Source organism: Photobacterium sp. 1_MG-2023 (assembly GCF_030547945.1).
Classification (GTDB): domain Bacteria; phylum Pseudomonadota; class Gammaproteobacteria; order Enterobacterales; family Vibrionaceae; genus Photobacterium.
The window spans coordinates 76319-98419 of record NZ_JAUORR010000008.1 but is presented as its reverse complement, the minus strand read 5'-3'; the positions used below and the strand labels follow the sequence as shown (position 1 = coordinate 98419).

General features: G+C 54.3%; 21 protein-coding genes and 1 other RNA gene. 4 read left to right on the top strand and 18 right to left on the bottom strand.

Annotated features, from left to right (window positions below):
* Positions 1 to 117: 117 nt before the first annotated feature.
* The 12 genes from murC to rsmI all read right to left on the bottom strand — a co-directional run bounded on the left by murC (position 118) and on the right by rsmI (position 14002).
* The gene (murC, locus tag Q4579_RS09470; protein ID WP_303563509.1) at positions 118 to 1575 is read right to left on the bottom strand and encodes a UDP-N-acetylmuramate--L-alanine ligase; all 1458 of its coding nucleotides are present in this window, start codon (positions 1573 to 1575) and stop codon (positions 118 to 120) included.
* Positions 1576 to 1592: 17 nt separating this feature from the next.
* Positions 1593 to 2657 (bottom strand): undecaprenyldiphospho-muramoylpentapeptide beta-N-acetylglucosaminyltransferase, encoded by a 1065-nt coding sequence (gene murG / locus Q4579_RS09465; RefSeq protein WP_303563595.1) that lies wholly within the window; start codon positions 2655 to 2657, stop codon positions 1593 to 1595.
* On the bottom strand, positions 2644 to 3852 hold the full coding sequence (gene ftsW / locus Q4579_RS09460) for a cell division protein FtsW (RefSeq protein ID WP_303563507.1): 1209 nt from the start codon (positions 3850 to 3852) through the stop codon (positions 2644 to 2646). Before ftsW ends, murG begins: the two co-directional genes overlap by 14 nt.
* The gene (gene murD / locus Q4579_RS09455) at positions 3846 to 5189 is read right to left on the bottom strand and encodes a UDP-N-acetylmuramoyl-L-alanine--D-glutamate ligase (RefSeq protein ID WP_303563505.1); all 1344 of its coding nucleotides are present in this window, start codon (positions 5187 to 5189) and stop codon (positions 3846 to 3848) included. The genes ftsW and murD overlap by 7 nt, the downstream gene beginning before the upstream one ends.
* The gene (gene mraY, locus Q4579_RS09450; protein WP_211646326.1) at positions 5190 to 6272 is read right to left on the bottom strand and encodes a phospho-N-acetylmuramoyl-pentapeptide-transferase; all 1083 of its coding nucleotides are present in this window, start codon (positions 6270 to 6272) and stop codon (positions 5190 to 5192) included. It abuts the gene before it with no gap.
* A gap of 2 nt (positions 6273 to 6274) precedes the next feature.
* The gene (murF, locus tag Q4579_RS09445; RefSeq protein ID WP_303563503.1) at positions 6275 to 7693 is read right to left on the bottom strand and encodes a UDP-N-acetylmuramoyl-tripeptide--D-alanyl-D-alanine ligase; all 1419 of its coding nucleotides are present in this window, start codon (positions 7691 to 7693) and stop codon (positions 6275 to 6277) included.
* A complete protein-coding gene (gene murE, locus Q4579_RS09440; RefSeq protein WP_303563501.1) occupies positions 7690 to 9207 on the bottom strand; it encodes a UDP-N-acetylmuramoyl-L-alanyl-D-glutamate--2,6-diaminopimelate ligase in 1518 nt (505 codons plus the stop codon). Before murE ends, murF begins: the two co-directional genes overlap by 4 nt.
* A complete protein-coding gene (locus Q4579_RS09435) occupies positions 9194 to 10966 on the bottom strand; it encodes a penicillin-binding transpeptidase domain-containing protein (protein ID WP_303563499.1) in 1773 nt (590 codons plus the stop codon). Before Q4579_RS09435 ends, murE begins: the two co-directional genes overlap by 14 nt.
* Positions 10966 to 11286 carry a cell division protein FtsL gene (gene ftsL, locus Q4579_RS09430; RefSeq protein WP_303563497.1) on the bottom strand — a complete coding sequence of 107 codons (321 nt, stop codon included), beginning with the start codon at positions 11284 to 11286 and terminating at the stop codon, positions 10966 to 10968. The genes Q4579_RS09435 and ftsL overlap by 1 nt, the downstream gene beginning before the upstream one ends.
* Positions 11283 to 12230, bottom strand: coding sequence for a 16S rRNA (cytosine(1402)-N(4))-methyltransferase RsmH (gene rsmH / locus Q4579_RS09425; protein ID WP_303563495.1), 948 nt, complete (start codon positions 12228 to 12230; stop codon positions 11283 to 11285). Before rsmH ends, ftsL begins: the two co-directional genes overlap by 4 nt.
* A 431-nt stretch (positions 12231 to 12661) precedes the next feature.
* An RNA gene (rnpB, locus tag Q4579_RS09420) (RNase P RNA component class A) lies at positions 12662 to 13043 on the bottom strand.
* A gap of 98 nt (positions 13044 to 13141) precedes the next feature.
* The gene (rsmI, locus tag Q4579_RS09415) at positions 13142 to 14002 is read right to left on the bottom strand and encodes a 16S rRNA (cytidine(1402)-2'-O)-methyltransferase (RefSeq protein ID WP_303563493.1); all 861 of its coding nucleotides are present in this window, start codon (positions 14000 to 14002) and stop codon (positions 13142 to 13144) included.
* 61 nt (positions 14003 to 14063) lie between these two features.
* Between rsmI and Q4579_RS09410 the strand changes: the two genes are divergently transcribed.
* Genes Q4579_RS09410 through Q4579_RS09395 form a run of 4 tightly spaced genes read left to right on the top strand, consistent with a single transcriptional unit; the run spans position 14064 to position 17379 of the window.
* The gene (locus tag Q4579_RS09410; protein ID WP_303563491.1) at positions 14064 to 15896 is read left to right on the top strand and encodes a penicillin-binding protein activator; all 1833 of its coding nucleotides are present in this window, start codon (positions 14064 to 14066) and stop codon (positions 15894 to 15896) included.
* Positions 15874 to 16248, top strand: a complete 375-nt coding sequence (locus Q4579_RS09405) for a YraN family protein (RefSeq protein WP_211646332.1) — start codon at positions 15874 to 15876, stop codon at positions 16246 to 16248. Before Q4579_RS09410 ends, Q4579_RS09405 begins: the two co-directional genes overlap by 23 nt.
* A gap of 3 nt (positions 16249 to 16251) precedes the next feature.
* Positions 16252 to 16842, top strand: a complete 591-nt coding sequence (locus tag Q4579_RS09400; RefSeq protein ID WP_303563489.1) for a phosphoheptose isomerase — start codon at positions 16252 to 16254, stop codon at positions 16840 to 16842.
* Entirely contained in the window at positions 16843 to 17379 is a 537-nt protein-coding gene (locus Q4579_RS09395) for a BON domain-containing protein (protein WP_368501978.1), read from the top strand.
* A 74-nt stretch (positions 17380 to 17453) separates the two neighbouring features.
* Here the strand turns inward: Q4579_RS09395 and sspB are convergent, their stop codons facing one another.
* The 6 genes from sspB to rpsI form a co-directional block, all read right to left on the bottom strand.
* Positions 17454 to 17963, bottom strand: a complete 510-nt coding sequence (sspB, locus tag Q4579_RS09390) for a ClpXP protease specificity-enhancing factor (RefSeq protein WP_303563487.1) — start codon at positions 17961 to 17963, stop codon at positions 17454 to 17456.
* Complete coding sequence (sspA, locus tag Q4579_RS09385; RefSeq protein ID WP_303563485.1) at positions 17963 to 18601, bottom strand: stringent starvation protein SspA; 639 nt, start codon at positions 18599 to 18601, stop codon at positions 17963 to 17965. Before sspA ends, sspB begins: the two co-directional genes overlap by 1 nt.
* A gap of 86 nt (positions 18602 to 18687) precedes the next feature.
* Positions 18688 to 19428, bottom strand: coding sequence for a cytochrome c1 (locus Q4579_RS09380; protein ID WP_303563483.1), 741 nt, complete (start codon positions 19426 to 19428; stop codon positions 18688 to 18690).
* Positions 19425 to 20690 (bottom strand): cytochrome bc complex cytochrome b subunit, encoded by a 1266-nt coding sequence (locus tag Q4579_RS09375; RefSeq protein WP_211646337.1) that lies wholly within the window; start codon positions 20688 to 20690, stop codon positions 19425 to 19427. Before Q4579_RS09375 ends, Q4579_RS09380 begins: the two co-directional genes overlap by 4 nt.
* Positions 20690 to 21280 carry a ubiquinol-cytochrome c reductase iron-sulfur subunit gene (gene petA, locus Q4579_RS09370; RefSeq protein ID WP_211646338.1) on the bottom strand — a complete coding sequence of 197 codons (591 nt, stop codon included), beginning with the start codon at positions 21278 to 21280 and terminating at the stop codon, positions 20690 to 20692. Before petA ends, Q4579_RS09375 begins: the two co-directional genes overlap by 1 nt.
* Before the next feature lie 416 nt (positions 21281 to 21696).
* Entirely contained in the window at positions 21697 to 22089 is a 393-nt protein-coding gene (rpsI, locus tag Q4579_RS09365) for a 30S ribosomal protein S9 (RefSeq protein ID WP_303563480.1), read from the bottom strand.
* Positions 22090 to 22101: the final 12 nt, after the last annotated feature.

Sequence of the window (22101 nt, the reverse complement as noted above, 5' to 3'; positions counted from 1 at the left end):
ACGGCCTGCATCAACGATTGAAGGAATTTTCCTCTTTTTCTCAAAGCTTAGTGAAAAAGCCAAAGAAAGTGACACAAAATAATCCAGATTTTAGCGTCACGATACCTTTGAAGCACATTATTTCTTCATTTCCTTCACGTTCAGGGCCAGTGCTGCCAGCTGACGTGCAATTTTACCAACGTCACCAGCACCTTGCGTCAGCACCAGGTCATTATCCTGGATCACATTCGCTAACACACCCGGCAGCGCCGCTGTATTGGGCACAAAAATCGGATCCAACTGGCCACGGCCACGAATCGTCCGGCACAAGGCCCGGCCATCCGCACCTGGAATCGGCGTTTCACCTGCACTGTAAACATCCAGCATCAGCAGAACATCCACCTGCTCCAGCACATTGGCAAAGTCATCATACAAATCCCGGGTCCGAGTGTAGCGATGCGGCTGGAAAATCATGACCAGACGTTTCTCCGGCCATCCGGCACGCGCGGCCTGAATTGTGACATCCACTTCGCTTGGGTGATGACCATAGTCGTCCACCAGCATAACCTGGCCATTGCCTGTATCGAATTCACCCAACTGGTCAAAACGACGGCCTGTGCCCTCAAATTCGACCAGTGCACGCTGAATCGCAGCGTCGTCTACGCCTTCTTCGCTCGCAACCGCCACTGCGGCCGCGGCATTCAGGGCATTGTGACGACCCGGAATATTCAGGGTTACAGACAGTGCGGGCTTTCCTTTGCGTAAAATCGAGAAATGACCTTGTTGTCCCTGCTGGCGGTAATCCGTCAGGCGGACATCCGCATCTTCCGAGAAACCATAAGTGATCACCTGACGGCCCACCCGAGGCAGCAGTTCGCGGACAACCGGATCGTCAACACACATCACGGCCAGGCCGTAGAAGGGCAGATTGTGCAGGAAATCAATAAAGGTCTGTTTGAGGTTTTCGAAATCACCGCCATAGGTATCCATATGATCGGCTTCGATGTTCGTCACCACGCACACCATCGGCTGCAAGTGAATGAAAGAAGCATCACTTTCATCCGCTTCAGCAATCAGATAACGGCTCGAACCCAGACGGGCATTGGTCCCGGCACTTTTGACCAGACCACCGTTGACAAAGGTTGGATCCAGCCCGGCTTCCGAATAGATTTGTGTCGTCAGCGCGGTTGTGGTGGTTTTACCATGCGTACCTGCAATCGCAATCCCATGGCGATAGCGCATCAGCTCTGCCAGCATTTCTGCACGGCGAACCACTGGGATCCGAAGGGCGCGTGCGGCTTTCAGCTCTGGGTTGTCTGCTGAAATTGCGGTGGAAACCACCACAACACTAGCCCCTTCCACATTGCTTTCTGCATGTCCGAAAAACAGCTCAGCGCCCCGCTCAGACAGGCGATCTGTCACCGAGTTTGGGGTAATGTCTGAACCGCTGATCCGGTAGCCTTCGTTCAGCAACACTTCTGCAATGCCGCTCATCCCGGCCCCGCCGATTCCAACAAAGTGAATTCGCTCAACCCGACGCATTTCTGGCACCATGGTTCTGATTTTAGCAATTTGCTGGTTATCCGGTTTACTCATCACTTCGTTCTCTATATTTATTTCTTTGCCTGCGCCTTGATGACATCCGCAACGCGAACATCGGCATCAAGAATCGCAGCCTGTCTCGCCGCCTCGGCCATGTTCAGCAAAGCCGGACGATCCAATGTGGCAATCAGTTGAGCCAGTTTTTCTGCGGTCAGATCCGGCTGTTCAATCATGTATGCTGCACCACAGGCGACCAGATGATCGGCATTCAGGGCCTGCTGGCGATCTTTGTGCATAAATGGCACAAACACAGCGGCCACACCCGCAGCTGATAACTCAGACACAGTCAGGGCGCCAGAGCGGCACACCACCAGATCAGCCCAGTCATAGGCGGCAGCCACATCATCAATAAACTCTGTGACCTTGTACTGCACCGCACCCGCGTCACGGTACGCCTGTTCAGTACTATCCTGATTGCCTTTACCAGCCTGATGCCAGAGTTCAACCTGACCCCCCAATGTTGCTGCGGCCACCGGCACGGTCTGATTCAGAATCCGTGCGCCCTGACTGCCCCCCATGACCAGAATTCGCACCGGTCCGGCCCGATCGGCCAGCCTGGTTTCTGGTGCTGCAAGTTCGGTGACATCCCGGCGCACCGGGTTCCCGACCACAGGTTTCCCAGAAAAAGCACCGGGAAACGCCTGCAGCACGCTGGCAGCAATCCGTGATAGCCAACGGTTTGTCAGCCCGGCAACGGCATTCTGCTCATGCAGGATCACCGGAATTCCACTCAGCCAGGCAGCGACGCCACCCGGTCCGCTGACATAACCGCCCATCCCTAGCACCGCGTCGGGTTGCCAGGTTTTGATGTAGCGACGTGCCTGTCTGATGGCACCCAGGATCTGAAATGGCGCCGCCAGCAGGTTTTTCAGACCCTGCCCGCGCAAGCCTTTCACTTGAATAAAATCAATCTCAATGCCATGTTTCGGAACGAGCTCTGCTTCCATCCGATCAGCTGTCCCAAGCCAGCGGATTTCCCAGCCTTCCTGCTGTAACTGACGGGCAACCGCCAGCGCCGGAAAGACGTGACCGCCTGTCCCGCCTGCCATCACCAGCAGACGTTTATTTTTCTTCACTGTCATTTTGTTCACTTGATTGCGCGTGTCCGAACCGCGCCTCGTGGCGCTGCTCGTGATCAATACGCAGCAGTATGGCCACTGCTGTCGACATCATGAATAAACTGGAGCCACCGTAGCTGATCAGCGGCAGGGTCAGACCTTTGGTCGGCACCATGCCAGCAGCCGCACCGACGTTCACCAGTGTCTGAAAGGCAAACCAGAAGCCAATGCCAAAGGCCAGAAACCCGCCAAACAGCTGGCCGGACTGCAGGCTTTTCCGGCCAATCAGCAAGGCTTTGAACACCAGAGCAAAGATCAGCAGCAACACCACTGACACCCCGACCAGTCCAAATTCTTCCGCCAGCACGGCAAAAACAAAGTCCGTATGTGCTTCCGGCAAGTACTCCAGTTTCTGAATAGAATTCCCAAGCCCCTGCCCAAACCAGTCACCACGCCCAAACGCCATCAGCGACTGTGTCAGCTGATAGCCGCTGCCAAACGGGTCTTCCCAGGGGTCCATGAAGGCCGTGATCCGTCGCATCCGGTAAGGCTCAAACACGATCAGCATTACGATGCCGGACAGGGCCATCGCCATCATCGCCAGAAACTGCCACAGCTTGGCCCCGGCGATAAACAACATACCCACTGTGGTGACAAACATCACAACAAAGGAGCCCAGATCGGGCTGCATCAGAAGTAATGCGGCCATGAGCGCCAACACCGCCAGCGGTTTGATGAAGCCATAAAAACTTTGCCGGACCTGATGATACTGGCGCACCAGATAACCGGACAGAAAGATGAAGAGCGACAGCTTGGCGACTTCCGCAGGCTGCAGGTTAAAGATCCCCAATGGAATCCAGCGAACCGCGCCGTTTACTGAACGCCCCAGCACCAGCACAATCACCAGCAGTGCCAGCGACGCAAACAACATTGGGACACTGAGCTGACGCCAGCGTTCCAAAGGCACCTGCACCATAAATGCAGCGAGCACGAGGGAGCACAGCAGGAAAAAGCCATGTCGCAGTGCAAAGTAAAACGGCATGTCCGTCAGCCGGGTTGCCACGGGCACAGAAGCCGAACTGACGACCACCAGTCCGGTCACCATCAGCGCCAGGCTGATCCACACCAGTTGCCGGTCATACTGACAGGGCGGCGCGGGCCGGCTGAACCACTGACTGATTTCGAACAGGGCATCTTTGAGCCCACTCAGCATGAGTGCGCTCCCTGTACATGGTCTTGCAGGCTGTGGGCCAGTGCCACAAAGGCATCCCCACGCGCCATGAAATTCGGATACTGATCCAGACTGGCGCAAGCCGGTGACAACAAAATCATATCGCCTGCCTGTGCTTCGGCAGCCGCCATCGCCATCGCCTGATCCATCGTCTCGACCACCACAGGATTGCTGGTCAGAGACACAAACCGATGACCATCCCGGCCAAAGCAATACAACTGAACATTCAAGGGGGCAAGCACAGATTTCAGTGGAGAAAAGTCGGCACCTTTACCATCCCCGCCCACCAGCAGATGCAATTTACCGGAAATCGACAAACCGTCCAGTGCCGCCAGAGTACTGGCCAGATTGGTCGCTTTTGAATCATTCACCCAGTCAACGCCGTGTGCCTGAACCACACGCTGGCAGCGATGGGGCAACCCGGTATAACGGCGAAGGGCCCGGCAGGAGGCTGCGCGCTCAATCCCTGCTGCATCGGCCAGCGCCAGTGCCGCCAGGCTGTTGGCAACATTATGACGACCAACCAGCGCCAGCTCGCGACTTGGCATCACAGGCTCGCCGTTGACCGCCAGATACTCTTGACCCTGAACCTGAATCAGGCCGTAGTCTTTCTCGTCAAAACCGAAGCTGGTCTGCTGGCCAGAAAATGCTATCGGCCATGTCGCGGCATCATCGCGGTTACTGATCGCAACGCGGGCATGCTGAAAGATGCGCTGCTTCGCCAGTCCGTAATCGTTCAGGCTGTCGTAACGGTCCATATGATCTTCTGACAGATTCAGATAAGCCGCTGCGGCCAGTTGCAGGGAGGACGTGGTTTCCAACTGAAAGCTGGAGAGTTCCAGCACATACAACCCATTACCCTGAGACAGCATATTCAGCGCTGCCAGACCAATGTTGCCGCCAACGCCGACCTGAATGCCAGCTTCCGCCGCCATTTCCCCCACCAGACTGGTGACGGTGCTTTTTCCGTTGGAGCCAGTAATGGCGACGACCGGCTGGTCTGCCGCCCAGGCAAAGAGTTCGATATCACCGACAATCGGGATGCCTGCCGCTGCCGCTGTGTGCATCTGCGGGGTACTGAGTGCAATCCCCGGATTGGCAACAATCAGATCCGCCGTCAGCAACCAGTCCATCTGCCATTCACCGGCACACAGCGCCACATCATGCGGCAGTTCATTCTGGCCCGGTGGATTGGTGCGGGTATCAATGACTCGGATCTGCGGCACTTTTGGCTGTCGCTTGAGATAATTCACCACCGACAGCCCGGTCACGCCCAGACCAACGACAACGATATTGCCTGCCTGCTCCAAGCGATTCATTTAGCGTACCTTCAGTGTTGCCAGCGCAAACAGCACCAGCATCAGTGTAATAATCCAGAAGCGGACGATCACGCGCGGTTCCGGCCAGCCTTTCAGTTCATAGTGGTGGTGAATCGGTGCCATCCGGAAGATGCGCTGACCGCGCAGCTTATAAGAGCCGACCTGAAGAATCACAGACACGGTTTCCATCACGAATACACCGCCCATGATCACCAGCAGTAATTCCTGACGGACCAGCACCGCAATGGTTCCCAGCGCGCCGCCCAAGGCCAGTGAGCCGACATCGCCCATGAAAACCTGTGCCGGATAGGTGTTGAACCACAAAAAGCCCAGCCCTGCGCCGACAATCGCCGCACAGACAACCACCAGTTCACTGGCGTTGCTGATATAAGGAATGTGCAGATAGCTGGCAAAATTAACGTTGCCGGTTGCCCAGGCAATGAAGGCCATGCCCGCCGCGACCATGACGGTTGGCATAATGGCTAAGCCATCCAGACCATCGGTCAGGTTCACCGCATTACTGGTGCCGACGATGACAAAATAAGTCAGTGCAATATACAGCAGTCCCAACTGCGGCATCACTTCTTTGAAAAACGGCACCACCAGCTGAGTCGCGGCGGTGTCTTTGCCATGTGCATACAGCGCAAACGCGACAACCAGCGCAATGACCGACTGCCAGAAGTACTTCCAGCGAGCAATCAGACCATCGGTATTTTTCCGGACAACTTTGCGGTAATCGTCAACGAAGCCGACCGCGCCATAGCCCAGCATGACCGTCAGCACCGCCCAGACATAAGGGTTTGTCAGATCAGACCACAGCAGTACTGTGAAGGTGATGGCCGCCAGAATCATGACCCCACCCATGGTTGGGGTGCCCCGTTTGCTGAAGTGTGACTCCGGTCCGTCATGGCGAACCACCTGGCCAATCTGCATCATTTGCAGGCGGGCAATCAAGCGTGGTCCCATCCACAGTGAAAGAATCAGAGCCGTCAGCACACTGATAATGGCGCGGAACGTCAGGTATTCAAACAAACGGAAAAAAGGAAAAGTCGACTCAAGTAAGTCTGCTAACCAAAAAATCATTCTTATAAGTCCTGCAGTGTAGCAATCACGTCTTCCATCCGGGCACTGCGTGCCCCTTTTGCTAACACTGTTATCTCTTGTTGTTGTTGAGGATCCTTCGCGGATTCCTGATGAAAATGCTGCTGTACCAGAGTTTTCAGTGTGTCCAACAAAGCCTGCTTGTCGCTGAAGTGCTGGCCCTGATTGATTTCACTGACAATGGCACTGTCCCTGCCAAAGGTCATCACACGATCAAGCTGTTTGTCTCGGGCGTAGTCGGCAATCTCACGGTGCATTCGATCACTTTCATGCCCCATTTCCGCCATATCACCAAAGACCAGCCAGCGCTGTCCCTCAAAGTCGGCGAGCAAATCAATCGCTGCTTTCACCGACGCGACGCTGGCATTGTAGGTATCATCGATCAAACGCAATCCCGGCTTTGGCGCCAGAATCAAGGTACGGCCTTTAACCGCGGCGACCTGTGCCAAACCTGCCTTCACCTGCACAAGCGTTGCCCCCATCGCAAATGCCAGCGCTGCTGCTGCCAGAGCATTCGCCACATTGTGACGCCCGGCCAGCGGCAGCGAAATACTGACATCGCCGTCAGGGGTATGCATTGTAAAACAAGGACAGCCCTGAGGGTTAACGCTAATCCCGCTCGCTGAGAGCTCTGCGACAGAATTCGGCACCGACCGGACTTCAGGATTTGCGCTGAAGGTCACCAGTTGCTGATTGGCCAAAGACGGCTGCCAGCGCTCCAGCGCGTGAGAATCGAGATTCACGACCGCTGTGCCGCCGGGAGCCAGGCCTTCAAAAATTTCACCTTTCGCGCGGGCCACACCGGCCATCGAACCAAAGCCTTCCAGGTGCGAGGCTGCCAGGTTATTGACAAGCGCAGCATCCGGCTGCACCAGCGCCGTCGTGTATGCGATTTCTTTTTCGTGATTTGCCCCAAGCTCAATCACGGCAAAGTCATGTTCAGGGGTCAGGCGCAACAACGTCAGCGGGGCACCAATGTCATTGTTGAAATTCCCTGATGTCGCCAGCACGTTCCCGCACAGGCTCAGAATCGATGCCACCATTTCCTTGACGGTTGTCTTGCCGCAGCTTCCCGTCAGGGCCACAGTCTTCAGGCCATGTTCCCGGGTCATTTTCGCTTTGAGCCATGCGCCCAGCTGACCCAGCGCCAGCCGGGTATCATCAACCAGCAACTGAGGTAAATCGGTTTCAAGCTCCCGGCTGACCAGTAAGGCTGTCGCACCACTTGACTGTGCCTGTGCGGCAAAATCATGGGCATCAAAACGCTCACCCTTCAGGGCAATAAATAAGGTACCCGGCTCAATCGTCCGGGTATCTGTAGAAACCATGTCGATACTGACGCTCTGGCCAATGAGCCGGGCATTCAGCGCCTGCGCCAGTTCGTTCAGTGTCACTTGTATCATTGTTGACTCTCCAACAAAGCCTTGACGGTTTCACGATCAGAATAATGGATCGTTTTCCCCGCCAGAATCTGATAATCCTCGTGTCCTTTACCGGCCACCAGAACGATGTCTGTCGCACTTGCCTGAATCAGTGCCTGACGACAGGCTTCGGCTCTGTCATGAATCACCTGAGCACGCTCCGGATGAGTCAGACCGGCCAGCATATCAGCCACAATCTGATCCGGTGATTCGCTGCGCGGGTTGTCATCCGTCAGAATCACATGGTCCGCCTGCTGTTCAGCAATCGCTGCCATCATCGGACGTTTACCGCGATCCCGCTCGCCGCCGCACCCGACCAGACACCACAGCTCACCTTCACAGTGCTGACGCAAAGCGGCCAGCGCTTTCTCCAGTGCGTCCGGGGTGTGAGCATAATCAACCACCATCATAGGTTTGTCAGCGGCCTGAAAAACTTCCATCCGGCCAATCACCGCCTGCAGTTTCGGCGCGGATGCAATTAATGCATCCAGCGGATAACCCAGTGACAACAAAGTCGCCAGCGACAGCAGCAGATTGGACACATTGAACGCCCCCACCAAGGGTGCCGTCAGCTCACCTGCCCCCCAGCTGGAATCAAACGCTGCCGTGACACCTTGCGTGGTGTACTGCACCGAAGTCAGCCAGAGTTTCGGACCAGAATGCGCCGTCAAGGACTGCTGATGGGTTGCCACAGCCACTGCGTCGGGAAGCTCGCTCAACCACACTCGGCCCACGGCATCATCGGCATTGATAACAGCAACCCCCGCCTGATGTTCTGTAAACAAACTCTGCTTCGCTGCAGCATAGCTTGCCATGTCCCCGTGATAATCCAGGTGATCCCGGCTCAGGTTGGTAAAAATACTCGCCGCAAACCGCAGCGCTTTCACCCGCCCCTGCACCAGACCATGCGAAGAGACTTCCATTGCTGCAAAGTCTGCACGCTGGCGAACCAGTTCAGCCAGCGTTCGCTGGATATCAATTGCGCTGCCTGTGGTATTCACTGCCGGCTTGAGATCAGCCAGTAAGCCATTGCCCGTCGTTCCCATCACACCGGAGGTACGTCCCAGTAATTCAGCCCATTGTGCCAGTAACTGACTGACGGTCGTTTTACCGTTAGTCCCCGTCACAGCCACCAGTTGCAACGCCTGATCCGGTTGCGCATACGCCATACCAGCCAGCGCAGAAAGCCGCGCAGGCAGTTGAGTCAGCGCCACCACGGGAATCCCGTTCTGAAATTCAGTCTGACCGTCTGTCTGGCCCGCTTCCGCTTCTGCCAGCACGGCAGAAGCACCCGCAGCAATCGCAGCCGCAATATACTGGCGACCATCCACTGCATGGCCCTTAATTGCCACAAAGAGACTGCCCGGAGAGACCATCCGGCTGTCCAGTGTCAGTTCAGTCACCGGAATATCAGCGACTTGCGGTGTGAGCGTCTCGGCATCCAGCCAGGGAGATAAAAGCGTCCCGAAAGAGAGTGAAACATCAGGTTCCGGCATCAGACTTGCCTCTGTTGTGTACAATCGTTAACTGATCGCCTTTTCCGGCATCAGGTTTGACGTTCAGGATTTGCAGCGCACTGCCCATCACTTCAGAAAAAATCGGTGCAGCCACCTGCCCCCCATAATAGGCATCACCCTGAGGTTCATTGATCACAACAACCATCGCGATGCGGGGATCACTGATGGGGGCCAGACCAGCCGTCATGGCGACATACTCATCACTATAGCCGCCAGCAGCCGCTTTTTTCGCGGTTCCGGTTTTGGCGCCAACCCGGTATCCCGGCACAGCAGCGCGTTTGGCACTGCCGTCGGACTGTGTAACGCCTTCCAGCATGTTCAGAACTTTTCGGGTATTTGCGGCTGAAACCACCTGCCGTCCCGGCACCACAGCTTCAGTTTTCAGAATAGACAACGGGCGATTAACCCCCATGGCACCCAGTGTGGCGTAAGCACGCACTAACTGAATCGGCGTGACAGATATTCCGTAACCAAAGGCCAGCGTGGCCCGTTCAAAATCCGACCAGCGACGGCGATCCGGAAAGAGGCCCTGCGCTTCACCAATCAGGTTAATCCCGGATGCTTCTCCCAGCCCCATGCCGCTATACATGCCCAGAACCGCATCGACGGGCATCGACAGGGATAATTTACTCACGCCGATGTTGCTCGATTTTTTCAAAATCTTCGCCAGATCCGCTTTGCCAACCCGGGAAACATCCCGGACCCGGCTGCCGCCCACTTGCATCAGACCGTTGCCGGTATCAATGATGGTGCGCTCATCGGCGACATCATTTTCCAGCGCCGCCAGGACGACAAAAGGTTTAATGGTGGAGCCCGGCTCCATCGCATCTGTAATTGCGCGGTTACGCATCCGGAAGCTTTGCAGCTGATCGCGATTATTGGGGTTATAGGAAGGGGCATTGACCATGGCCAGCACTTCGCCGGTACGGACATCGACCATGACAATCGAAGCTGACGTCGCGTTGTAATCGACCACAGCCTGCTTCACAGCGCGATAAGCCACCGCCTGCAATCGCTGATCGATACTCAGCGTCAACGGCTTACCTGGTTCACGTTGTTTGAGGGAAATATTCTCGACCACGCGGCCATAGCGATCTTTCCGGACCGTTCGCCGGCCCGGCTCTCCGGTCAGCCAGCCATCATAGGATCTTTCGACGCCTTCCAGCCCCCGGGCATCAATCCCGGTCACTCCAATCAGGTGTGCACTGACTTCGCCCGCCGGATAAAAACGGCGCGACTCATCTTTGAGGCCAATTCCAGGCAGTTTGAGTTTGCTGACATAAGCAGCCATGGCCGGGCTGACCTGACGCTGGAGGTAAATGAAGCGGCGAGATTTGTTGTCTTCCAGACGTGCCAGCATGGCTTTGCGGTTCAGCCCCAGCACATCTGCCAGGGCGTGCCAGCGGGCAGGTTCAGCGATACCGCCATGTTTATAGATATCGACCGGATCAGCCCAAACAGCCTGCACCGGGACACTGACAGCCAGTTGTTCGTCATTTCGGTCAGAAATAATCCCGCGAGCAGAAGGCATTGCTTTCACCCGCAGTGACCGCAAATCCCCTTCTTCGATCAGCTTACCCGGTTCAAGCACCTGGATATAAGCTGCCCGGCCAATTAACGCAATCAGCGCCAGCGCAATCAGGCCGCAAATCAGGCCAAACCGCCACGGAATAAATGCCGGCGCAACGCCGACTTCGCGGCGAGAGGGGGATTCGGATGCAGGCTCGTCTTTTTTCATTACTGCACGACAACTTCATTTTTTGCGTTAGGCCGCTTCATCTCGAGTGCCTTTTCCGCCTGAGTTTCAATTCGGCTATGTTCAGCCAGGGAATTCTCTTCCAGCAACTGGTTACGCCATTCGATATCCAGATCATCCCGCTCAATCAGCAGTTGCTCCTGCTGCGCCACCAGTTGGCGCGACTGGTGGGTGATATACACCACCCCCAGCGCAGAGATCAGCACCAGAACCAGCAGGATCAGCGGCACACGACCGACCGTCACCAGATCACGACCGATCTGGCGGATCAGGTTCTCTGCTGGCGTGGGCTGAACACTCACAGACGTTCAGCCAAACGAAGCACGGAGCTGCGTGCCCGCGGGTTGTGCTGGGTTTCCGTTGCGGTTGGCTTGATGGCCTTGCTCACAGGTTTGAGATCCGCACTGCCCAGCGCTTTAATCTGCTCTTCCGTCAGCGGCAGCCCCGCCGGAACATCCGGTCCTTTGCTCTGCTTGCGGATAAAGCGCTTCACCATGCGATCTTCCAGTGAGTGGAAGCTGATCACTGAAAGACGGCCCCCCGGCGCCAGCACCTCAAGGGCACCATGCAAGGCAATGTCGATTTCTTCCAGTTCACTGTTGATATAAATACGGATCGCCTGAAAGCTACGGGTCGCCGGGTGCTTATGTTTATCTTTAAACGGTGAAACATCAGCAATCAGCTTAGCTAGCTGGGTGGTCCGCTCCAGCGGTACATTGTCCGGATTCGAGCGATATTCCACGATGCCGCGTGCGATGCGTTTGGCAAAGCGTTCTTCACCAAACTCTTTGAGCACCCAGGCAATATCATCTGCATCCGCAGTGAGCAGCCATTCAGCCGCAGAGACACCGGAAGTCGGGTCCATGCGCATATCCAGCGGGCCGTCACGCATAAAGCTGAAACCGCGCTCTGCATCATCCAGCTGCGGAGAAGAAACGCCCAGATCAAGTAACACACCGTCGATTTTGCCGCTCAGGCCCAGTTCGGCCATGTAACCCGCCATGCCGGAAAACGGTCCGTGAATAATCTGAAAACGAGGATCATCAATCTTGGCAGATTCCGCAATCGCCTGTGGATCGCGGTCGATGGCATACAGGCGGCCCTGCTCACCAAGCTGAGAAAGAATCAGGCGACTGTGGCCACCACGGCCAAAAGTGCCATCGATATAAATACCGTCTGGTTTGATGGCAAGGCCATCGACAGACTCATGAAGCAGCACGGATACGTGCGCAAATTGTTCGGACATAGTCGTTGATTCAGCTGAATAATAAGCGTACTGAAGACACCGGCCGGATGTCTCCACCAGAAATACTGGGGCGTTGGTTGTCTGCTGTGCGCAGGACAGTCAGTATTCACCTACCGGACGCCCATTGATGCGCCAATCGGTACGCACAACATTAGTTATACCTGTCCATTTTGGGCAGGCAACAGGAAAAATGAAATATTTGCCACGAAATCCTCATTTTTTCCCACAAAAAACCAACACAAAGTGTACGAAGGCAGCAAAAAAGTTGTCAAGACACTCATACCGGTTCTGACAAACATTTGATGCAGACAACGTCTTTGCCCAGCGTTGGGCTCCGATTCCCCTTCGGACCATTCATCCGAAAAATTCACCAGAGCCTAAAACGATAAAAGGTGATGCCCGCACTGCTGCGAACATCACCTTTCCTGAATGGGGTGAGTTAACCGATAAGCCGGGTTCTGTTCCGCTTGCGCGGTGGTAACCATTCCTCTAGGCCTGAAATTACTCGCAGGCTCAAGCAACCTACCCGTTCCCAGCGCGGACCACGCCATTGGGAACCTATTTGGTCTTGCTCCGGGTGGAGTTTACCGTGCCACGAACTGTTACCAGTCGCGCGGTGCGCTCTTACCGCACCCTTTCACCCTTACCTGTTCTCGCAAGCGAGTCATCGGCGGTTTGCTCTCTGCTGCACTGGTCGTAGGCTCACGCCTCCCAGACGTTATCTGGCACCCTGTCCTGTGGAGCCCGGACTTTCCTCCCCCTCGTCAGTCTCCCAAAGGACATCAACGAAGCAGCGGTTACCTGGTCAACTCAGGGCGCGGATTGTATAAAACTCCCGGCCCGGATACCAGAGAAAGATCACCTTTATGCGCAAACTGGTGTGAAAGTGAACACTTCCAGCTCTTTTGCGCTTAATCCAGGTTTTCCAGTCCCCACTTATACAGCGCGTTCTTTTTCACCCCGTGAATTTCTGCAGTCATCGCGGCCGCTTTCTTCAGTGGCAGCTCTGCCACCAGAATTTTCAGCGTCCGCAGCGCTTCGGCAGGCATGTCTTCTTTATCAGCACGATAGCCAGCCACCAGCAGAACCATCTCGCCCCGGATCCGGTTACTGTCTTCGTTCAGCCAGGGGAGCAAGTCCCCCAAAGACGCACCATGAATGGTTTCAAAGGTTTTGGTCAGCTCCCGCGCCAGAACGACGTCGCGATCCGGCCCCAGAACAGCCAGCATATCTGCCAGCGAATCCAGAATACGGTGGGGGGATTCGTAAAAAATCAGCGTGCGGGGATCTTCCATCAGATTGCGGAAAGTGTCCTGACGCCCTTTACTTTTTGCAGGCAGGAAGCCTTCGAAGCTGAAACGATCGGAAGGCAGTCCGGACGCACTCAGCGCCGTGATGACAGCGCAAGCCCCCGGCAAAGGCACAACTTTAACACCCGCCTGACGACAACGGGTCACAAGATGGTACCCTGGATCACTGATGAGAGGTGTACCGGCATCAGAGACCAGTGCAATGCTGCTGCCTTGCTGCAGTTTTTCGATCAGCACATCCGCTTTCTGCTGTTCATTATGATCGTGCAGCGCGAAGGTCCGGGTCGGGATGGCAAAATGGGACAACAGGCGTGAGGTATGGCGTGTGTCCTCGGCAGCAATCAAATCCACATTGGCCAGAACATCCAGCGCACGTTGGGTGATATCTGCCAAATTGCCGATCGGGGTCGGAACGATGTACAAAGTTGCGACATCCACCGAACACGAATTGGTCTCACTCATTTGTCTATGATCTCATCTGCAATTAATATAGAGAGTAATTTGTCACAGTTGAATGAATTCAATGCTTAATTTTACCCATAAGCGCAAAAGTGTAACACGTATTCTGGCCCCTGTAGCCCTTGCTGTGATCCTGGCAGGTTGTTCTACGCCGGGCACCCAATCCACATCCTACGGTGCAGACATTACCGCTCCGGCAACGGACTCAGCGGCGAACTACCTGCTGAAAGCCGAGTCGACCGAAGGTGCACTCAGTATTGACTGGCACATTCTGGCGCTGAAAGCCCTAATTAAAGAAGGCCGGTGGCCTCAGGCTGATCAGCAAGCCAATAAACTGGCCCGGATGAATCTCTCTCCGGTACAGATGGCCGAGTGGCAACTGGCTCGTGCCAGCCTGCGCTATCAGCAAGGCCAGCCCAAAGCCGCACTGGAAACACTGAACTTCCTGCCCTGGTGGCCGGTATCCGATAGCCAGCTCCGTCGCTATCACCTGTTGCGTGCCGAGTTGCTCAATCAGACCGAACAATACTTTGAGGCTGCCCGCGAACGCACAGCACTGGCGCAGTACCTCAACACCAATGAAACCCCGGTCAACTGGCAGAATCTGTGGCTGGACTTGTCCCACTACAATACACATCAGTTGCAGTCCGCTACCATCAGGTCCGACGAAACCGTGCTGCAAGGCTGGGTTGAACTGAGCCTGCTGAAAAATGCCTATGCGCAACGCCCGGTTCGCCTGAAGTCCGAAGTGGAAAACTGGCTGGATACTCATCCGGATCATCCGGCCAACAGCCATCTCCCTGCCGAATTACAGGCCATCATGAGCCTGGAACTGATTGAGCTGGAAAAAGTTGCTCTGCTACTGCCGCTGTCCGGTAAATTCGAAAGTCAGGGCAAAGCTGTTCGGGACGGCTTCCTCAATGCCATGCTGGAAGATAGTGAGCGCGATCCAAGCACTGAGCTCTCCATTTACGATACAGAGTCCGAACCGATGTTCAGTATCGTCAACAAACTGCAGCAGGAAGGCACTCAGTTAGTGATCGGCCCGCTGCAAAAAGACAAAATCACTCAGTTTCAGTCCATTGAGGGTGGCAATGCGACTCAGCTGGCGCTGAACGAACCGCAGAACCTGGATCTGAGCCAGCCCAATACCTGTTACTTCTCCCTCTCTCCGGAACAGGAAGCGGAACAGGCCGCACAACACCTTTTTGCTGAAGGTCATCGCAGCCCCATGGTCATGGCCCCGGCCAACGATTTTGGTCGCCGGGTCAGTCAGGCCTTCATCGCCAAGTGGGAAAAGCTGACCGGGAAACAGGCCGAGCTGCAAACCTTCGGCTCCAGCCGTGAGATTCAAAACCAGATCGCGGCAGTGTTTGGCTTAACTGACAGCCGTGCCCGGAATGACCAGATGCAGCAGGTCCTTGGCATTTCACTGAAAACACAGGCCCGCAGCCGACGCGATACCGATGCCGTGTATCTGATCGCCAACCGCAATGAAGTGACGCTGCTCAAGCCCTTTATCGAAGTGGCCATTAACCCGGACGTCACGCCACCGAAGCTTTACGCCAGTTCCCGGGCAAACCCGGATAATCAGGCCAGCATGGGTGAACTGTCCGGCATCGAGTTCAGTGACATTCCACTGCTCGCAGCACCGGATCAGCCGTTCATGCAGCAATTTGAGCAACTCTGGCCGGGTCAGAAAAACGGGATGATTCGCCTGCACGCCTTCGGGATGGATGCCTATCGGATGATCACGGAGCTGCCACAAATGAAGGTGGTCGATCACTACAGCACACAGGGCAGAACCGGCCAGCTGAGTCTGGACGATCACTGTGTGGTGCAACGTCAGTTGGATTGGGCAGTATTCACACCCAATGGCATTGAACCTGTTCAATAAGCGCCGTCAGGGGTACCATTACGAGTCGCTGGCCGAGCAGTATCTGCAACGCCAGGGACTCAAGCCGATCGCCCGTAACGTGCATTGCCGTGGCGGGGAGCTGGACCTGATCATGAAAGACGGCAACTGCTGGGTCTTTATTGAGGTCAAGTACCGGGCGCACAACCGCTTTGGAACCGCAGTGGAAGCCATCGACTGGCGCAAGCAGCAGCGTATCAAGCGGACAGCGTTGTTCTGGCTGCACTCAAAAGGCCTCTCAGCCGAACTTTGCCAACTCCGATTCGATGTGGTCGCCATTCAGGGCGCTGATCATCAAATCACCTGGTTGACCAACACCTTAGTCGAAGAGTGAAACATGCTAGAGAGCATTAGAGAAAGTTTTACCGAAAGTATTCAAACCCAGATTGCAGCCGCTGAAGCCCTGCCCGATGCGATTTCACGTTCCGCCATGGTCATGGTGCAGAGCCTGCTCAATGGCCACAAAATTCTGTGCTGCGGCAATGGTGGCTCGGCTGCGAATGCCCAGCATTTTGCGTCCTGCCTGATCAATCGTTTCGAAACTGAGCGCCCCAGCTTACCCGCGCTGGCGCTGACCGCCGATACCACCACACTGACCGCGGTTGCAAACGACTATCATCAGGATGAGATCTTCTCCAAACAAATACGTGCCCTCGGCCAGCCTGGCGATATTCTGCTGGTCTTCTCTACCAGCGGCAACAGCAAGAACATTATCAAAGCGATGGAAGCCGCGCTGACCCGAGACATGAACATCATTGCGATGACAGGCAAAGACGGCGGGGAAATGGCAGGTTTGCTGGGTGTACAGGATGTGGAAATCCGTATTCCGTCGCAGCGCACGGCTCGAATCCAGGAAGGCCATTTACTGACGGCGCATTGCTTGTGCGATTTAATCGATCAGACCCTCTTCCCTCAACATGAAGGATAAATGATGCGTGTTGCTGGTTTCATTCTGCTATTCACGCTGACGCTTCAGGGCTGCAGCACGATTTTGCAAACGGATCCACGCAGTGGCCAGCAGCAATGGCAGGATCAACAGATCGCCATGCAGGTTGGTGGTTTGGTGAATAAACCCCCTTATCAGGGTAAAGCCCGGGTCAATGCGTTTGCGAATGAAGGCAAAGTCTTACTGGTCGGTCAGGCCTTGGATCAGGCCACAGCTGCCCAATTGATTGGCGACGTAAAAAAGCTGAATTCCGTGAAGCTGGTGCACAATCAGCTTCTCATCGGGCCACTGCCGACGCTTGCTGATGTTGGCCGCGACAGCTGGTTAACCACCAAAGTCAAAGCCCAGTTGATTGCCAGCAAAAAACTGCGCGACAGTGCGATTAAAGTCGCCACTGAAAACCAGCGTGTTTACTTGCTGGGATTCGTCACCCGTGAACAAGGGAATATCGCTGCAGAAATTGCCCGAAATGTCGAAGGGGTTCAGCAAGTCATCAAGGCATTTGAATATCTGAACTGAGGCGTGCGTGGCGACAACAACGCAAAAAAAAGCAGTGCCGAAGCACTGCTTTTTTATTGGATTCCGGGACGTGATTACTTCACGACTCTGAGGCTCGGACGACCGCTTGGACGCGGTGCTTGTGGTGCTTCTTCTTCAGCCACACTGTCATCTGCTTCAAGGGATTCAGATTCAACACTGGATACCGCAGTCAGATGCTCAGGATCACCCGAAGTTTCAGCTAGCGCTTCAACCACTTCATCTGAGGACATGTCATACGCCGGTTCCGGCTCAAACATCGTGCCTGCACCATTCTCCCGTGCATACAGTGCAAGCACCGCAGCAAGAGGGACATAGACAGCATGAGGACGGCCGCCAAAACGGGCATTGAACCGAACGGCTTCATTACCCAGTTCAAGATTACCAACTGCACGCGGAGCCAGATTCAGGACAATTTGACCATCGCTGACAAATTCCTGAGGCACCTGAACACCCGGCAAAGTTGCATCCACAACCAGATGCGGGGTCAGATCATTATCCACCAGCCACTCATAGAAAGCCCGCACCAAATAAGGCCGGCGCGGGGTCATCTCCGCCATCTCCATTACTGGCCTGCCAGACGCATTTCACGCTCAGCTTCAGTCAGAGAAGCCAGGAAAGAATCACGCTCAAAGACACGGGTCATATAAGCTTTCACTTCTTTCGAACCTGCGCCAGTCAGGTCAATTCCCATCGCAGGCAAACGCCACAGCAATGGTGCCAGGTAGCAATCCACCAGGCTGAATTCTTCGCTCATGAAGTATGGGAACTCAGCAAAGACAGGAGACAGAGCCAGCAGTTCTTCACGCAATTGCTTACGTGCTTTCTCTGCTTCATCTGTAGTTCCTTTGATGACTTTTTCAGCCAGTGAATACCAATTCCGTTCAATGCGGTACATCATCAGGCGACTGTTACCACGAGCAACCGGATAAACAGGCATCAATGGTGGGTGAGGAAAACGCTCATCCAGATATTCCATAATAATGCCGGCCTGATACAGGGCCAGTTCACGGTCAACCAGGGTTGGAACAGAATTGTATGGATTCAGGTCAAGCAGATCCTCTGGTAAGTTGTCTGGCTCAACCAGCTCAATCTCAACACTTACCCCTTTTTCTGCAAGTACAATACGCACCTGATGGCTATACATATCCGAAGCATCAGAATACAGCGTCATCACAGAGCGTTTATTGGCAGCTACAGCCATCAACCCCTCCAGTATACTCATATACATAAAAAGCAACGGGGGCACTGGCCCCCATTGCGAGTTTCTTAACGCACTAGATTACCCGATCAATGGACATCGCGCCAATATTCTTTCTTCAGCAGCAGAGACACAACGAAGAAGATCACGATAAAGCCCATGACCCACAGACCCAGACGCTGGCGCTCCAGCTTCATGGGTTCTGCAGAGTATTCCAGGAAGTTCACCAGGTCGCGAACCACAGCATCGTATTCGCCAGGACTCAGCTCACCATTGCCATCTGATTCCAGGCCCACAAACTCCTGCACTTCTTCGCCGTCAATTGTCCGGGTTTCGAACACTTTACGCGGCGTCCCCTGCAGCTCTTCCAGCACGTGCGGCATACCTACGCTTGGGAAGACTACGTTGTTCACACCAAACGGGCGGCTTGGATCCGCATAGAAAGAACGCAGGTAAGTGTACAGCCAGTCGGTCCCACGAACCCGGGCAACCAGCGTCAGATCGGGTGCTGGTGCACCAAAAGACGCCGCTGCATAATCTTCAGAAATGGAGTTGGTCATCAGATCACCAATTTTGGCATTCTCATCAAAAACCAGATTTTCCATCATCAGATCAGTCGGGATATCCAGATCCTCAGCAACACGCTGGTAGCGCTGATACTGAGTGGCATGGCACCCAAAGCAATAGTTCATGAATGTGCGTGCACCACGCTGCAAAGATTCCTTGTCCGACAAATCATTATTGGCGGCATCAAGGTGAACATTTCCGCCACCCGCAGCCATTGCCAGAGAAGGCAACAGAGCCAGCAGCATTACCATCAGCTTTTTCATTTGAAAGTGACCCTCTCTGGTAGCGGTTTCGTGGCTTCATTTTTGCTGTAGAAGAACAGCATCACGAAGAACATGAAGTAACCGAAACTGAAGATCTGTGCCATCAGCGTGTACACAGCCGTCGCCGGCAACGCACCCAGGATACCCAGCGCAATGAAACAGATAGTGAACTGAACGATGTTTGCCAGATGCAACTTACTGCGATAGCGATAAGAACGCACTTTACAGCGGTCCAGCCATGGCAGAACAAACAACATTGCAATTGACAGACCCATCGCAATTACACCCAGCAGTTTGTCCGGCACCGCACGCAAGATTGCGTAGAACGGTGTGAAGTACCAAACAGGGGCAATGTGTTCAGGTGTCTTCAGCGGGTTTGCCGCTTCAAAGTTAGGTGGCTCAAGGAAATAGCCGCCCATTTCAGGGTTAAAGAAAATCACATAACTGAACAGGAAGGCAAAAATTGCCACACCTACCAGATCCTTCACCGTTCCGTAAGGATGGAAAGGAACCGAATCAATGATGTCGTATTTCTTGGTGTAGTATTCGTGGAACTTGAAGCCAGACTCAAAGTTGCCACCTTTACTGCCTTTCGGCAGTTTGGTGTCAATGCCGTCCGGGTTGTTTGAACCCACTTCGTGCAGTGCCAGAATATGCAGCACAATCAGCAGCAACAGAACGATTGGCAATGCAATGACGTGAAGGGCGAAGAAACGGTTCAACGTTGCACCGGAAATGACGTAGTCACCACGGATCCACAGCGTTAAATCGTCACCAATGACAGGAATCGCACCAAACAGCGAGATGATAACCTGAGCCCCCCAGTAAGACATCTGTCCCCAAGGCAGCAGGTAACCCATGAATGCTTCAGCCATCAGGACCAGGAAGATCAGCATCCCGAACAGCCACAGCAGTTCGCGCGGTTTCTTATAAGAGCCGTAGATCAGACCACGGAACATGTGGAGGTAAACCACCACGAAGAATGCCGATGCGCCCGTTGAGTGCATATAACGCAGCAGCCATCCGTATTCCACATCGCGCATGATGTATTCAATTGAAGCGAAAGCACCATCACCGGATGGTACATAGTTCATCGTCAGCCAGATCCCGGTCAGAATCTGGTTCACCAGAACCAACATGGCCAGTGAGCCAAACAGATACCAGAAGTTAAAGTTCTTCGGCATCGGATATTCGGACATATGCTTTTTATAAGCATTCATCACTGGCAGACGTTTTTCAATCCAGCCCAGCAAGCCTTCCATTATGCCGTCTCCTCATCTTGACCCACTAAAATCGTGTTGTCGTTCAGGAACATGTGCGGTGGAACCACTAAGTTCAGTGGTGCAGGCACGCCCTGGAAAACCCGACCAGCCATGTCGAATTTAGAACCGTGGCAAGGACAGAAGAAACCAGCCGGTACACCGCTGACCTGCTCACTGAAACTGTCGGGCAGATAAGTGGGTGAGCAGCCAAGGTGGGTACAAATACCAACGGCAACAAAAATTTCTGGTTTACGTGAACGGAACTCGTTTACTGCATATCCTGGCTGCTGTGGTTCAGCGGCCTGCGGATCACGCAGTCGGTCGTCATGTGTAGGCAGTTCATCCAGAATCGCTTGGCTACGGCGTACTACCCACACCGGTTTGCCTCGCCACTCTACGCGGATCATCTGGCCTTCTTCAAGTTTACTGATATCAACTTCTACTGGTGCACCGGCAGCCTTTGCTTTGGCGCTCGGATTCCAGGATTTGATAAAGGGTACGGCGACAGCGACTGCACCTAAGCCTCCAACAACCGAGGTCGTCGCAGTCAGGAAGCGGCGTCGGCCGTTACTTACTGGCGCTTTGCTCATCCAACATTCTCCCATGTGCTCCCGCTCCGGATTATTTCTTCCTTCTGCGTCCCTGGAGCTTACGGCTAACTTTCTACGGAAAGACTCAACAGCTTATTGATTAAGAATTTTCATGCTGCTATTTATCGCGGCAAATGATAAAGAAAACCCTACTTTAAGACAAGGTAAACACCGCAAATGTGAGAGATTTGTGGGTTTAATTTCGCACAACGTCAAGCAGGAAAAATGCAAAATTTGGTGCCAGTTTTTCAACAAAACTGACAATAAGACCAATACAGCAATATGAAAAGCCGTAGGAAAACCCGGAAGTAATCCACAAACAAGACGGAAAATGCTGAATCCAGAAACGCAAAAAGCCCAGCCAATGGCTGGGCTTTGCTGTACACAGTAACCAGATAAAAATCTGGAGCGTTGAATTAACGCTTAGAGAACTGTGGACGACGACGTGCTTTACGCAGACCAACTTTCTTACGTTCAACGCGACGAGCGTCACGAGTCACGTAGCCAGCGGCACGCAGAGCAGGACGTAGAGTCTCATCGTACTCCATCAGAGCGCGAGTGATACCGTGACGGATTGCACCAGACTGACCCGTGATACCACCACCTTTCACAGTGATGTACAGATCCAGTTTCTCAGTCATCTCAACCAGCTCAAGTGGCTGACGAACAACCATACGAGCAGTTTCACGGCCGAAGTATTCTTCGATGCTGCGCTTGTTGATTACGATGTTGCCAGTACCCGGTTTAACGAAAACGCGAGCAGCTGAGCTTTTGCGGCGGCCAGTGCCGTAGTATTGATTCTCTGCCATTGTCATGTTCCC